At 62.2% G+C, this 12663-nt stretch carries 14 protein-coding genes; 8 read left to right on the top strand and 6 right to left on the bottom strand.

The window, feature by feature from the left end:
• Positions 1 to 138 precede the first annotated feature (138 nt).
• Positions 139 to 783 (bottom strand): glutathione binding-like protein, encoded by a 645-nt coding sequence (locus AC07N4_RS08515; protein WP_493065388.1) that lies wholly within the window; start codon positions 781 to 783, stop codon positions 139 to 141.
• Positions 784 to 930: 147 nt separating this feature from the next.
• Between AC07N4_RS08515 and AC07N4_RS08510 the strand changes: the two genes are divergently transcribed.
• Positions 931 to 1488: a cysteine hydrolase family protein gene (locus AC07N4_RS08510; protein ID WP_493065536.1), complete on the top strand. Its 558-nt coding sequence runs from the start codon at positions 931 to 933 to the stop codon at positions 1486 to 1488.
• A gap of 78 nt (positions 1489 to 1566) precedes the next feature.
• On the opposite strand, the gene AC07N4_RS08505 is transcribed toward AC07N4_RS08510, so the two are convergent.
• Genes AC07N4_RS08505 through AC07N4_RS08490 form a run of 4 tightly spaced genes read right to left on the bottom strand, consistent with a single transcriptional unit; the run spans position 1567 to position 3289 of the window.
• Entirely contained in the window at positions 1567 to 1773 is a 207-nt protein-coding gene (locus AC07N4_RS08505; RefSeq protein WP_007955014.1) for an SEC-C metal-binding domain-containing protein, read from the bottom strand.
• Between the two features lie 5 nt (positions 1774 to 1778).
• Positions 1779 to 2279: an LEA/WHy family protein gene (locus tag AC07N4_RS08500; protein WP_192559948.1), complete on the bottom strand. Its 501-nt coding sequence runs from the start codon at positions 2277 to 2279 to the stop codon at positions 1779 to 1781.
• A gap of 31 nt (positions 2280 to 2310) precedes the next feature.
• Positions 2311 to 2787 (bottom strand): YchJ family protein, encoded by a 477-nt coding sequence (locus AC07N4_RS08495; protein WP_096819536.1) that lies wholly within the window; start codon positions 2785 to 2787, stop codon positions 2311 to 2313.
• 4 nt (positions 2788 to 2791) lie between these two features.
• Entirely contained in the window at positions 2792 to 3289 is a 498-nt protein-coding gene (locus AC07N4_RS08490) for a DUF6231 family protein (RefSeq protein ID WP_273540160.1), read from the bottom strand.
• 199 nt (positions 3290 to 3488) lie between these two features.
• Between AC07N4_RS08490 and AC07N4_RS08485 the strand changes: the two genes are divergently transcribed.
• From AC07N4_RS08485 to AC07N4_RS08470, 4 genes are all read left to right on the top strand, one after another.
• Positions 3489 to 4184, top strand: coding sequence for a PA1041 family peptidoglycan-binding anchor lipoprotein (locus AC07N4_RS08485; RefSeq protein ID WP_096819534.1), 696 nt, complete (start codon positions 3489 to 3491; stop codon positions 4182 to 4184).
• Between the two features lie 89 nt (positions 4185 to 4273).
• On the top strand, positions 4274 to 4996 hold the full coding sequence (locus tag AC07N4_RS08480) for a PA1041 family peptidoglycan-binding anchor lipoprotein (RefSeq protein ID WP_096819533.1): 723 nt from the start codon (positions 4274 to 4276) through the stop codon (positions 4994 to 4996).
• 163 nt (positions 4997 to 5159) lie between these two features.
• A complete protein-coding gene (locus AC07N4_RS08475) occupies positions 5160 to 5438 on the top strand; it encodes a DUF1145 domain-containing protein (RefSeq protein ID WP_096819532.1) in 279 nt (92 codons plus the stop codon).
• Positions 5431 to 6189: a hypothetical protein gene (locus tag AC07N4_RS08470; RefSeq protein ID WP_096819531.1), complete on the top strand. Its 759-nt coding sequence runs from the start codon at positions 5431 to 5433 to the stop codon at positions 6187 to 6189. Before AC07N4_RS08475 ends, AC07N4_RS08470 begins: the two co-directional genes overlap by 8 nt.
• Positions 6190 to 6239: 50 nt before the next feature.
• Here AC07N4_RS08470 and AC07N4_RS08465 read toward each other — a convergent pair whose 3' ends face one another.
• On the bottom strand, positions 6240 to 6704 hold the full coding sequence (locus AC07N4_RS08465; protein WP_273541266.1) for a CopD family protein: 465 nt from the start codon (positions 6702 to 6704) through the stop codon (positions 6240 to 6242).
• A gap of 99 nt (positions 6705 to 6803) precedes the next feature.
• Here AC07N4_RS08465 and dinG point away from each other — a divergent pair, with 99 nt between their 5' ends.
• The 3 genes from dinG to AC07N4_RS08450 all read left to right on the top strand — a co-directional run bounded on the left by dinG (position 6804) and on the right by AC07N4_RS08450 (position 12641).
• Positions 6804 to 8948 (top strand): ATP-dependent DNA helicase DinG, encoded by a 2145-nt coding sequence (dinG, locus tag AC07N4_RS08460; protein ID WP_096819529.1) that lies wholly within the window; start codon positions 6804 to 6806, stop codon positions 8946 to 8948.
• Positions 8949 to 9043: 95 nt separating this feature from the next.
• Positions 9044 to 11401: a beta-agarase gene (locus tag AC07N4_RS08455; RefSeq protein WP_493065389.1), complete on the top strand. Its 2358-nt coding sequence runs from the start codon at positions 9044 to 9046 to the stop codon at positions 11399 to 11401.
• 94 nt (positions 11402 to 11495) lie between these two features.
• Positions 11496 to 12641, top strand: coding sequence for a serine hydrolase domain-containing protein (locus AC07N4_RS08450; RefSeq protein ID WP_493065390.1), 1146 nt, complete (start codon positions 11496 to 11498; stop codon positions 12639 to 12641).
• The last annotated feature ends 22 nt before the right edge of the window (positions 12642 to 12663 follow it).

Below are 12663 nucleotides of genomic sequence, written 5' to 3'. Positions count from 1 at the left end.
GCTCCTGCGGGGGTGTAGAGGCTGGGGGCGCAATAAAGCCGCTACGTTAGTGAGCAGGAGGGGGCCGCGCAAGCGGGGCGAGCGGTTATTTCTTCCCGTTGATCGTTCCCGCGTACGGGAACGATCAGGCCGGGTGACTCAGGCCTTCGGCGGATTGATCTTCTGCACCAGCGCGTAGGCCTTCACGGTCGCCGGGCGATCCTTGATGTGGTTGAACCAGCGCTGCACATTCGGGAAGTCTTCCAGGTTCTGGCTCTGCCATTTGTGGGAGACGATCCACGGGTAGATCGCCATGTCGGCGATGCTGTATTCGCTGCCGGCGACGAACTCATTGTGGGCCAGTTGCTTGTCCAGCACCCCGTACAAACGGGCGGTTTCATCGATGTAGCGTTTGATCGCGTAGGGGATTTTTTCCGGGGCGAACTGGCTGAAGTGATGGTTCTGCCCGGCCATCGGCCCCAGCCCGCCCATCTGCCAGAACAGCCATTGCAGCGCCACCTGGCGACCACGCAGGTCCTGGGGCAGGAACTTTCCGGTCTTTTCCGCGAGGTACAAAAGAATCGCCCCGGACTCGAACAGCGACAACGGCTCGCCGCCATCGGCCGGTTCAGGGTCGACGATGGCCGGGATGCGATTGTTCGGAGCGATCTTCAGGAAGTGTGGCTGGAACTGCTCGCCCTGGCTGATGTTGATCGGGTGCACGTTGTAGCGCAGGCCGGCCTCTTCGAGGAACAGGGAAATCTTGTGGCCGTTGGGCGTGGTCCAGTAATACAGGTCGATCATGGAAAGCTCCAAATCAGGAAAATGGCTTACGTGCGGACAGCAAACGCCGGCTTCAGGTTGTCCTGTGTGCGTTCGATAGCTTGCCTAGTGACAGGAAGTGATGCTCAAGTGCGGGAAATTCAATGACCCCGCGTGAGAAAAATCGCCATGGAGCTTAAGGCCAACGCTGCACTGATCATCATCGACCAGCAAAAAGGCATTCTGGAGCCGCGTCTGGGGCGGCGGAATAATCCGTTGGCCGAAGAGCGAATCCTCGACTTGCTGAACTTTTGGCGGCGCAGCGGCCGGCCGGTGATCCACGTGCAGCACTTGTCACACTCGCCGGAATCGGTGTTCTGGCCCGAGCAGTCAGGTGTGGAATTTCAGGAAAGGTTTTTGCCGCAGGACGGCGAATGGCTGATCCGGAAACAGGTGCCGGACGCGTTTTGTGCAACAAAGCTTGAAGCGAAGTTGCGTGAGGCGGGAATCGAGCAACTGGTGATCGTCGGCGTGGCCACCAACAACTCAGTGGAGTCCACGGCGCGCACTGCGGGCAATCTGGGGTTTGATGCGTGGGTGGCGGAGGATGCGTGCTTTACCTTCGACAAGGCCGATTATTTCGGCACGCCGCGTTCGGCAGAAGAGGTGCACGGGATGTCGCTGGGGAATCTGCACGGGGAGTATGCGACGGTGGTCAGCAGCGGGCGAATTCTGGCGGCAGGCTGAAAGCCGCAGGTGACAGTGCTATCGCGAGCAGGCCCGCGATAGCGATCTAACGGGCGAAACGAATGTTCGCCCGAAACATCAAGCGCCGTGGCACTTCTTGAATTTCTTGCCGTTGCCGCATGGGCAAGGGTCGTTGCGGCCGACGTCTTTCAAGGCGTTGCGCACCGGTTCCTGGTGGGCATGGCCGCAGTTCGGGCCGTGAACATGGCCATGGTCGTGATCATGGTGGTGATGGTCATGATCGTGGTTGCAGTCTGGGCCATGGACATGAGGTTGCTGGGTCATCGGGGTCACTCCGTAATCAAATCGGCGGGGATTATCACGCCATTGCGCTCCAGGTGCACGTAGTGGGCGATGAATAAACCGGTTTCCATCTCGCCCTGCAGGCGATAGGGAACCTGCTGGTGCGGATTCTTCAGCATTTTCACCACCTCTTTGACCTTCGGCCACAGGTTGGTGCGGATCGGCACTTTATAGAAAGCACTGCTTTTGGGACCGACCGTGATCCAGTGCTCATGCTCGCCCTCGGCCAACAACATGTCGGACAGATGCACGCGGTATTCCAGGCCGCGCACGGTCAGGTCACTGTCGTTGGGGTTGTCGATGCGAAAGTGCAGGATGAATTTCTGCTCCAGCAACTTGGCGCGCACCACTTCGACTTTCACCAGATGTACGGCAGGGTCGAGGGTGTCGTCGGCGAACCATGAAGTGCAGCCGCCGAGCCCCGAGAAGCTGATCCCCAGGAACATGAGCAGTGTGAAAGCCTTGAACGTGCGCCATTGACCGAGCATGGTTTAACTCCCTTTGATGCCCAGTCTAGCCTCAGCTGCCGAAATACCCCGCACAGCACTTCTTGAACTTCTGGCCGCTGGTGCACGGGCAGGCATCGTTGCGGCCCAATTTGAGTTGCACGGTCGGGTCGATGAAGTACCAGTGACCGGCGTTCTGCACGAACGAGGAGCGCTCGCGGTGGCTGTGCTCACCCTGGCTGTCATGCCAGCGCGCAGTGAAGGTGACGAAGGCGTGTTCCGGCTGACCGCCGAAGACTTCCGAGCTTTCGACATCCAGCCCGAGCCACGTGCTCGAAGCGCTCCAGGCGCTGATCGACTGACGATCGAGCCCTGTCTGCTGGGCGGGCAGGGTGGTCGCCACCAGGTAATCGATCAGGCCCAGCACGTAGGCGCTGTAGCGCGAACGCATCAGGGCTTCGGCGCACGGTGCCGGATGGCCCGCATGATAATGGCCGCAGCAGGCATCCAGCAGGTTGCCGCTGCCGCAAGGGCAAATGGCTGTACTCATTGCATTACCACCAGTATTTCCCGAAGTTTTCCGGATTGGCCCAGAATCGCGAGTTGAGCCAGTCGGGGACTTGTTTGTAGTCAAGCAGATCATAGGTGAACAGGGTCAGAACCTGCTCGTCGCGGGCAAAACGCTCGCTGGCTTGCAGGGCCAGCGAATAGAAGTCCGTTTCCTGCCAGCCGCTGGCCGACAGGTCCGCCAGCACCGCGATGCGGCTGGCGTTGAGGTTGCGGATTCCGCCCAGCAGATTCAGGCCGTCGCGCTTGGGCAAATGTTCCAGGCAATCGACCACCAGCGCCAGGTCGAAACGCTGTGCGGCCAGGTCTGCCGGCAAGGCACCGGGCGCGGCGTGGGCGACGCGGGTGTCCGGGTGCGCGTCCTTGAACGCCGCCAGTGCGGGGAATTCGCTGGCACCGATCAGCAGCAGACGGGCCGGGGCGTAGCGGTCCAGCAGGGCGGCCAATGCCTGCTGTGGCGTGCGGGAAGACAGGGCGACGTTCATCGAAGTTCCTCAATCAGATCGCCAAGACTAGCCTGCCCGGGCGTCGAGGCCTAGATCTCTGTCCTGCGGGTTTGCGCCAAATGCGCCGAAGTCCTGTGAACACGCTCGCAAACAGCAGTGGCCTATTGCTGGCGGAGATTAAAACTCCGGTCTTTACTCCCTGAATCGGTTCTAAGCCGATCCCTCAGGAGAAAACTAGATGAGCATAGTTCGGACAGCATTACCCTTGGTTCTGCTAACCAGTGTGTTGACTGGTTGCGCAGGTTTGCAGAAAACCGACTGGCCGACCTGTGCGGCAGTCGGCGGTGTCGTCGGAGCGGGTCTCGGTGCGACGGAAAGCTCTGCATGGGCAGGCTATGGCGCATTACTCGTCGGCGGCACGGCAGCAGCCTATTGCTGGGTGCACGGTGATGGCGATGAAGACGGCGATGGTGTGCCGGACAGTCGCGACAAGTGCCCGCATACGCCTAAAGGCGTGCAGGTCGATGCTGACGGCTGCCCTCCACCAGCCCCTGCACCAGTGGTTGAAGAAGCTGTAGTGGTCAAGGAAGAAACCATCGTCATCCGCGATGTTCACTTCCAGTTCGACAAGGCCACCCTGACGCCTTCCGATAAACAGGTACTCGACAAGGTCGCCACGCGCCTGAAACAGGAATCGAGCACCGCGCGACTGACCGTGACCGGTCATACCGACAGCGTGGGCAGCGATGCCTACAACAAGAAACTGTCGGATCGTCGGGCGCACTCGGTGGTGGAATACCTGATCCATGATGGTGTGCCACGTTCCAGCTTCGTCTCGGTGACCGGTGCCGGTGAAAGCCAGCCAGTGGCGGATAACAAAACCGCCGATGGCCGTGCGCTGAACCGTCGCACGGAAATCAAAATCGAACGCTAGCCCCCTCGCATCCGCGGCTTGTGCAGTCGCGGATGCGGGTCTTTACTCCTGTGTAACCGGTATGGGCCGGTGACACAGGAGCTTTCACAATGAGTGTATTCTCAAGGTCCGTCTTGCCGGTGCTGCTGCTTGGCAGCCTCTTGACCGGTTGCGCTACTCACAGCGATGGCACTGCCCCCCTCAATCAACGTACCTGGCCGATCTGCAGCCTCATTGGCGGACTGGTCGGCGGCGGTCTGGGCGCGATTGAAAGCGGTGGCTGGGCCGGTGGCGGCGCAGCGCTGGGGATCCTCACCGGCGGATTGATCTGTTACGCCCAGGATGGCGATGAGGACGGCGATGGCGTGTTCGACCGTCGCGACCGTTGCCCTGACACTCCGGCCAACACCCCGGTCGATCACCGTGGTTGTCCGCTGCCGCAATACCCGGTCGCCGAGAAACCGGCCGAACCGGCCCCGCAATCCGAAGTCATCACCCTGAGCGATGCCGGTAACGTGCTGTTCGACTTCGACAAATCCGACCTCAAACCTGCGGCGAAAAGTCAGCTGGATTCGCTGATGGACAAGTTGCGCAACGCCGATGTGGTGAGCATCAAGGTCATCGGTCACACCGACGGCAAGGGTTCGGACGCTTATAACCAGGCGTTGTCGGAACGTCGCGCGAGCAGCGTGGCGGCCTATCTGCTGAGCCAGGGGCTGGCGCCGGACAAACTCACCAGCGAAGGGCGTGGCAAACGGGAACCGGTCGCCGACAACGAGACTGAAGAGGGACGTGCGCAGAATCGTCGTGTGGAACTGCACATCAATCGTTAGGACGTGTCTGTAGTCCGCAGGCTAGAGCTGTCGGGCGATGTTCATCGTCGCCCCGGCAGACATCCGACGAGTGCCCGGAACTTTTTTATTTCCCCCTCTGGCTTATCCCGTACGGAAGCCGTTACTGTGCGCCCAAAGAATAATTCGCAACACGGGGGAGCGTATGAAGGTGTTCTGTGGGCTGGGGCGGTTGTTGACCCTGGTGTTCTGCTGCGTGGTACTGGCCAATCAACTGGTGCCGTTTGTTCATCCGTTGCATCTGCTGGTCAATCTGGCCGCTGTTCTGCTGCTGGCGATCCATCTGCTGGAAGTGCTGCTGTGCAATCGCAGCCTCAAAGGTCGCCCGCACCCGTGGCGTGATCGTGGCCGTGTCCTGCTGTTCGGTGTTTTCCACCTGCAAACCATCCCGGCCCCGGCCGCTCCGGAGGCTTCCCATGCGTAAACTTTGCCTGCTCGCTGCATTCATCAGTCCTTTGGCTTGTGCCCAGGTGGTGAGTGTCGAACCCAATTCCCTGATGCGTTTGCCCAACACCGCCAGCACCTTGCAACTGGAAAAACTGGTGGTCGCCGATTACGGCACCTTGCTGGTGCCCTCCAACGTGACCGAGTTGAGCGTCGGCGAATTGCAGTTGGGCCGCGAAGCGCGCATCGCCATCGTGCCGGGTGAACAGGCGCTGGATCTGAAAGTCACCCGCGCCGCACTTGCCGAAGGCAGCCGCATCACCGCTCGTGGCGCGCCGGGGACCTATGAAAAAGCGGCCCGTGCCGGACGTAACCTGAATCTGCAATTCAAGGCGCTGAATGCACCGCAGCTGATCGTCGATGCACGCGGCGGCACCGGTGCGCCGGGCTTCGTCGGGCTCGACGGTGCCAACGGTCAGGAACCGGGCTGCACCTGGGGCCAGGCCGGACACGGTTTCGATGGCAGTGACGGCAGCAATGGCCAGCCGGGAGCGCCGGGCGCGCTGGTGCGCCTGGAAGTACCCCGTGAGTTTCCGGCCGAGTTGATCAAGGTTGAAGTCGCCGGTGGTGCCGGTGGCCCGGCGGGGCCTGGCGGCAAACCGGGGGCGGGCGGCAAGTCCAAGGGTTGCCTGGTGTATCGCGCCGATGGCGGCAAGAGCGGCAAACCTGGGGCTGACGGGCAGCCGGGGCCTGCGGGAGCGGCGGGGTCTGTCACCGTACAGCGCCTGTAAGCCATCCCCTGTCTGATCGTTCCCACTGAGTGGGAACGATCAGCCGCACTTCAGAACGACGGCCGCGCCGCGGCGATCGCCACCAGCGCCAAACCGACCAGCAGGTTGATTCCCACCACCCGACGAATCCGTCCCAGCACCGCCGCACCTGCCGGCCAGTCTTTCGCTTCAACCGCCGTGCGCAACTCAGGCAGCATCAAGCCCTGAATTCGGATAAACAGCGCCGTCATCACGATGTACAAGCCCATCATCACCTGCACGTACTTCGGCGCCGTCTCGAAGCCGATGTGCTGCAGATGCAACATGCCCACCCCGGTCACCGGCAGCAGAATCACCGCGCCCCACACCCAGCGGAAAAAACCTTGAAACACTTCCACCCACAGGGTCAGGCGGCCGGGGCCGTCCAGAGCCTTCACGGCCGCCGGGCGCAGCACCATCCAGGCGAAAAACATGCCGCCGACCCACACCAGGGCGGCGAGGACATGCAGGGGGTAAACGAGGCTAAAAGGTGTCATTGGGGTACTCCGTTCTGCGCGGGACTGATTAGCGGGGTATGATAGCGGCCGATCCGAACCACTGAAAATTTATCCAGCGTTTTTTGCGCCCGACACTCAATGATCAGCACTGAACTCAAAACCACGATCCAGGGCGCCTATTCGCGTTTTCTAGAGGCCAAGAGCCTCAAGCCGCGTTACGGCCAGCGCCTGATGATCGCTGAAATTGCCAAGGTCCTCGGGGATATCGACACCGACGACGAAGGCCGGCGCAGTGGCGACCCCGCGATTGTCGCGGTGGAAGCCGGCACCGGTACCGGCAAGACTGTGGCCTACAGCCTCGCCGCGATCCCGACCGCCAAACTGGCCGGCAAGCGCCTGGTGATCGCCACCGCGACCGTGGCCCTGCAAGAGCAGATCGTCTACAAGGATTTGCCCGACCTGATGCGCAACAGCGGGTTGAACTTCAGCTTCGCCCTGGCCAAGGGCCGTGGCCGCTACATGTGCCTGTCCAAGCTCGACATGCTGTTGCAGGAAGGCCACGCACAGACCGCCACGGCGCAGTTGTTCGAAGAAGAAGGCTTCAAGATCGAGGTCGATGAGGCCAGCCAGAAGCTGTTCACCAGCATGATCGAGAAACTCGCCGGCAATAAATGGGACGGCGACCGCGACAGCTGGCCCAACGCGCTGGAAGACGCCGACTGGGCGCGCCTGACCACCGATCACAGCCAGTGCACCAACCGTCATTGCCCGAACTTCGGCCAGTGCGCCTTCTACAAGGCCCGCGAAGGCATGGGCAAGGTCGACGTGATTGTCACCAACCACGACATGGTGCTGGCCGACCTGGCACTGGGCGGCGGGGCGGTACTGCCCGATCCGCGCGACACCATTTATGTGTTCGACGAAGGTCATCACCTGCCGGACAAGGCCATCGGCCACTTCGCCCATTACACGCGTCTGCGTTCCACCGCCGACTGGCTGGAAACCACCGCCAAGAACCTCACCAAACTGTTGGCCCAGCATCCGCTGCCGGGCGACCTCGGCAAACTGATCGAGCAGGTGCCGGAGCTGGCGCGGGAGATCAAGACCCAGCAGCAATTCATGTTCACCGCGTGTGAACAGATCGCCGATTTCAAGCCCGGCGAAGATGTCGAGGGCCGCGAGCGCCCGCGTCATCGCTTCATCGGCGGGGTGATTCCCGAGCACATGCGCGAGATGGGCATCGAGCTGAAAAAAGGCTACGCCCGTCTCAACGACCTGTTCACCCGTCTGACCGACCTGCTCAAGGAAGGCATGGACGGCGAGGTCAACATCGGCATCGCCAGCAATCAGGCCGAAGAATGGTACCCACTGTTCGGCAGCCTGTTGTCCCGTGCGTCCGGCAACTGGGAGCTGTGGACCGCGTTCACCGCCGAAGACCCGGAAGACAACCCGCCGATGGCCCGCTGGCTGACGCTGGCGGAAAGCGGTTCGCTGTTCGACATCGAGGTCAATGCCAGCCCGATCCTCGCCGCCGAAACCTTGCGTCGCAGCTTGTGGAACGTGGCTTATGGCTGTCTGGTGACTTCGGCGACGTTGACCGCGCTCGGCACGTTCGACCGTTTCCGCATGCGCGCCGGCCTGCCGAAAAAAGCCGTCACCGCCGTGGTGCCGAGCCCGTTCCATCACGCCGATGCCGGCGTGTTGCGGGTGCCGGACTTGAAAGCCGATCCGCGTGATGCTGCCGCTCACACCGCCGCGATCATCCGCGAGTTGCCGGATCTGGTCGAAGGTTCGCGTGGCACGTTGGTGCTGTTCTCGTCGCGCAAACAGATGCAGGACGTGTTCGACGGCCTCGACCGCGACTGGCGCAAGCAAGTGTTCATTCAAGGCAACCTGTCGAAACAGGAAACCCTGAACAAGCACAAGGCTCGGGTCGATGGTGGTGATTCCAGCGTGCTGTTCGGCCTTGCCAGTTTCGCCGAAGGGGTGGACTTGCCGGGGGCCTATTGCGAGCACGTGGTCATCGCCAAGATTCCGTTCTCGGTGCCGGACGATCCGGTCGAAGCCGCACTGTCTGAGTGGATCGAAGCCCGGGGCGGCAATCCATTCATGGAAATCTCGGTGCCCGACGCCTCGCTGAAGCTGGTTCAGGCCTGCGGCCGTCTGCTGCGTACCGAAGAAGACCGCGGCACCATCACCTTGCTGGATCGGCGGCTGGTCACCCAGCGCTACGGCAAGGCGATCCTCAATGCGTTGCCTCCTTTCCGTCGTGAAATATCCTGAGACATCGGTGGGCAGTTTTGCCCGCCGCGTTGTCTATCTCTGCGCCATCGCTTTTCCATTGGCCATTGTTGGTCGTTAGGGAGAAATCCGTTCTCATGATTCGTCGTTCGTTGCCTGCCGTTTTTGCCCTGGTTTTCGCTGCGCCTTTGCTGGCGGCACCTGCCGGGCAGCAGACCTTGTTCAACTTTGTCCGCCCCGCCGACGTGGTGAAAGTCGCGACCGAAAACGCCGACCTGCCGCAAGCCAACGCCGAGCAGACCCCCGAGGGCGAAGTGCTGCGCCGGGTGACCTTTAACCCGGTGGCGCGCCCGACCTTGCGCCTGAGCCCGCAGACCGGTGCCTGGGACTGGTCGCAGTCCGGCATGATGAGCCTGCGCATCCAGAGTGCGATGAACTGGGCCGTGACCGTTTACGTACAAATCCAGAGCAACGATGGCAAGACCTTGGTCAGCCGCGTTGATCTGCCGGCCGGCCCGGCGCAGACCTTGCTCGTGCCGTTGACCGCGACCTCGCCGCTGAGCCAGGGCATGAAGGCCGGGCCGCTGATGCCGATGACCATCGACGGGCAGCGCGTGTTGCTGGCCAGCAGCAACGGTGAACTGGATCGCAGCCAGGTGGTGTCCGTCAGCCTGTCGATGGACCAGCCGAAAGCCGCGCAAAGCCTGTTGCTGGAGCGCTTTGGCGTGCAGGACGAGGGCGAGGTGATCAAAGCCGCCTACGGCAATCTGGTGGATGCCTACGGTCAGTCGACTCGCAGCAAATGGCCAGAGAAAGTCGCCAATGACGAACAACTGAAATCCGCCGCCGCCAAGGAACAGCAACAGCTGAAAACCTGGCTGGCCGAGCGCGAAAAATCGTCGCTGGACAAGTTCGGTGGCTGGAGCAAAGGCCCGGCATTCAAGGCCAGCGGCTTTTTCCGCACCGAAAAACGTGATGGCCGCTGGTATCTGGTGACGCCGGAAGGCCATCCGTTCTATTCCCTGGGCGTGAACACCGTCAGCCCGGAGGTCAACCAGACCTACGTGGCCGGTCGCGAGTACATGTTCGAATCCCTGCCAAAACCTGACGAGCCACTGGCCAGTCACTTCGGCGAGGGCGACAACCGTGGTGGTAATGGTTCCGATCAGGGCCGTGGCTACGGCAACGGACGCTGGTACGACTTCTATGGCGCCAACCTGCAACGCCTTTACGGCGAACCTTGCGCGACTCCGGCGGCGACTGAGCAAGCGCCTGCTGCGCCGTGCAAAGCCGCCATCGACGAGCAGAAGTGGGCCAGCCACACCCTCGACCGTCTGCAGGCGTGGGGCTTCAACACCGTCGGCAACTGGAGCGCACCGCAACTGAGCGACGCCGAGCGTGTGCCGTACACCTTGCCGCTGTCGATCGTCGGCGACTACACCAGTATCAGCACCGGCAACGACTGGTGGGGCGGCATGCCTGACCCGTTCGACCCACGTTTCGCCATGGCCACCGAGCGCGCTGTGGCGATTGCCGCCCGCGATCACCGTGACGATCCATGGCTGATCGGCTACTTCGCCGACAACGAACTGGCCTGGGCCGGCCCCGGTGATGATCCGAAGTCGCGTTACGCGCTGGCCTACGGCACGTTGAAAATGACCACGGACGTTCCGGCCAAACGCGCGTTCCTCAAGCAATTGCGCGACAAGTACCGCAATCAGGCGGGGCTGTCGAAGGCCTGGGGCATCGATCTGCCGGCCTGGGAATTGATGGAGGATCCGGGTTTCGAAGCGCCGCTGCCGAATCCGGAGCATCCGGAAATCGAGGCCGACTTCAAATACTTCCAGAAGGTCTTCGCCGACACCTACTTCAAGACCATTTCCGATTCGCTGAAATGGCACGCGCCGAACCAGTTGCTGCTGGGCGGCCGGTTCGCCATCAGCACGCCGGAAGCCGTGGCCTCCTGCGCGCAGTATTGCGACGTGCTGAGCTTCAACATGTACACCCTGCAACCGCAGGACGGCTATGACTTCGCCGCGCTGCGCAGCCTCGACAAACCGGTGCTGATCACCGAGTTCAACTTCGGTTCGACCGATCGCGGCCCGTTCTGGGGCGGTGTGACGCCGTTGAACAAGGAAGAAGACCGTGGCCCGGCCTACGCCAACTTCCTCAAGCAGGCGCTGAGCGAACCGTCGATCGTCGGCGTGCACTGGTTCCAGTACCTCGACCAACCGGTGACCGGACGTCTGCTTGATGGTGAGAACGGCCACTTCGGTCTGGTCGGTGTGACCGACTTGCCGTACCAGGGATTTGTCGAAACCGTGCGCAAGAGCAATCTGGCGACGATCGATCAGCTTGGCAAAGAAGCCGCGAAGGCCGCTGCGGCGGCGGACAAGGCCGGTCACGAAACCGAAGGCGGACGCAAAGGCGAGGCCGGAAAAGGCCCGGGGCAGGGCGCCGGCCATACCGGCGGGCATTCCGGCAACGGCCACTAAGACAGAACCGCCCGGCCCGCCGCTGTTCCCAAAACCCTCAAGGGCTGGAACAATGCGGGCCACTTTGTAGAGCGTTTTCGCGGGGGAGTTGCGGGTGCAGATTCAGGGACATTACGAGCTTCAATTCGAAGCGGTGCGCGAAGCCTTCGCGGCACTGTTCGACGATCCCCAGGAACGTGGCGCCGCGTTGTGCATCCGGGTCGGCGGCGAAACCGTCCTCGACCTCTGGTCAGGTACCGCCGACAAGGATGGCAGCGAAGCCTGGCACAGCGACACCATCGCCAACCTGTTTTCCTGCACCAAGACTTTTACTGCCGTCACCGCGCTGCAACTGGTGGCCGAAGGCAAGTTGCAACTCGATGTTCCGGTCGCCCGCTACTGGCCGGAATTCGCTGCCGCCGGCAAGGAATCCGTGACCCTGCGTCAACTGCTCTGCCATCAGGCTGGCCTGCCGGCCCTGCGCGAACTGTTGGCCCCCGAAGCCCTGTATGACTGGCAAACCATGGTCGATGCCCTCGCGGCCGAAGCGCCGTGGTGGACGCCGGGCACCGGTCATGGTTATGCCGCGATCACTTACGGCTGGCTGATCGGCGAGTTGCTGCGGCGTGCCGACGGTCGCGGGCCGGGGGAATCCATCGTGGCGCGGGTCGCCAAACCGCTGGGGCTGGATTTCCATGTCGGCCTGGCCGACGAAGAATTCCATCGCGTGGCGCACATCGCACGGGGCAAGGGTAACGTCGGCGATGCCGCCGCCCAGCGCCTGTTGCAAGTCACCATGCGCGAGCCAACAGCCATGACCACTCGCGCCTTCACCAATCCGCCGTCGGTGCTTACCAGCACCAACAAACCGGAATGGCGCCGCATGCAGCAACCGGCGGCCAACGGCCACGGCAATGCACGCAGCCTGGCCGGGTTCTACGCCGGTCTGCTCGACGGCAGCCTGCTGGAAAGCGAAATGCTTGATGAGCTGACCCGCGAACACAGCCTCGGCGAGGACAAGACCTTGCTGACCCGCACCCGTTTCGGTCTCGGTTGCATGCTCGATCAACCTGACGTGCCAAACGCCACCTACGGCCTCGGCCCGCGGGCGTTCGGGCATCCGGGGGCGGGCGGTTCCATCGGTTTTGCTGATCCGGAGCACGATGTGGCCTTCGGATTTGTGACAAATACCCTGGGGCCGTACGTCTTGATGGATCCGCGCGCGCAGAAGCTGGCGCGGGTACTTGCCACTTGTCTGTAAAGCGTTACCAGAGGTTCCAGGG

It is taken from the genome of Pseudomonas sp. GW821-FHT09E04, assembly GCF_059416185.1.
This window is presented reverse-complemented; position numbering and strand designations above follow the sequence as displayed.

What these genes read in the sequence shown, in the direction of transcription:
- AC07N4_RS08480 (WP_096819533.1), top strand. Translation starts at nt 4,274, where the DNA reads ATGAGTGTATTCTCAAGGTCCGTCTTGCCGGTGCTGCTGCTTGGCAGC.
- AC07N4_RS08510 (WP_493065536.1), top strand. Translation starts at nt 931, where the DNA reads ATGGAGCTTAAGGCCAACGCTGCACTGATCATCATCGACCAGCAAAAA.
- AC07N4_RS08465 (WP_273541266.1), bottom strand. Translation starts at nt 6,704, where the DNA reads ATGACACCTTTTAGCCTCGTTTACCCCCTGCATGTCCTCGCCGCCCTG.
- AC07N4_RS08470 (WP_096819531.1), top strand. Translation starts at nt 5,431, where the DNA reads ATGCGTAAACTTTGCCTGCTCGCTGCATTCATCAGTCCTTTGGCTTGT.
- AC07N4_RS08505 (WP_007955014.1), bottom strand. Translation starts at nt 1,773, where the DNA reads ATGACCCAGCAACCTCATGTCCATGGCCCAGACTGCAACCACGATCAT.
- AC07N4_RS08490 (WP_273540160.1), bottom strand. Translation starts at nt 3,289, where the DNA reads ATGAACGTCGCCCTGTCTTCCCGCACGCCACAGCAGGCATTGGCCGCC.
- AC07N4_RS08485 (WP_096819534.1), top strand. Translation starts at nt 3,489, where the DNA reads ATGAGCATAGTTCGGACAGCATTACCCTTGGTTCTGCTAACCAGTGTG.
- AC07N4_RS08495 (WP_096819536.1), bottom strand. Translation starts at nt 2,787, where the DNA reads ATGAGTACAGCCATTTGCCCTTGCGGCAGCGGCAACCTGCTGGATGCC.
- AC07N4_RS08475 (WP_096819532.1), top strand. Translation starts at nt 5,160, where the DNA reads ATGAAGGTGTTCTGTGGGCTGGGGCGGTTGTTGACCCTGGTGTTCTGC.
- dinG (WP_096819529.1), top strand. Translation starts at nt 6,804, where the DNA reads ATGATCAGCACTGAACTCAAAACCACGATCCAGGGCGCCTATTCGCGT.
- AC07N4_RS08500 (WP_192559948.1), bottom strand. Translation starts at nt 2,279, where the DNA reads ATGCTCGGTCAATGGCGCACGTTCAAGGCTTTCACACTGCTCATGTTC.
- AC07N4_RS08515 (WP_493065388.1), bottom strand. Translation starts at nt 783, where the DNA reads ATGATCGACCTGTATTACTGGACCACGCCCAACGGCCACAAGATTTCC.
- AC07N4_RS08455 (WP_493065389.1), top strand. Translation starts at nt 9,044, where the DNA reads ATGATTCGTCGTTCGTTGCCTGCCGTTTTTGCCCTGGTTTTCGCTGCG.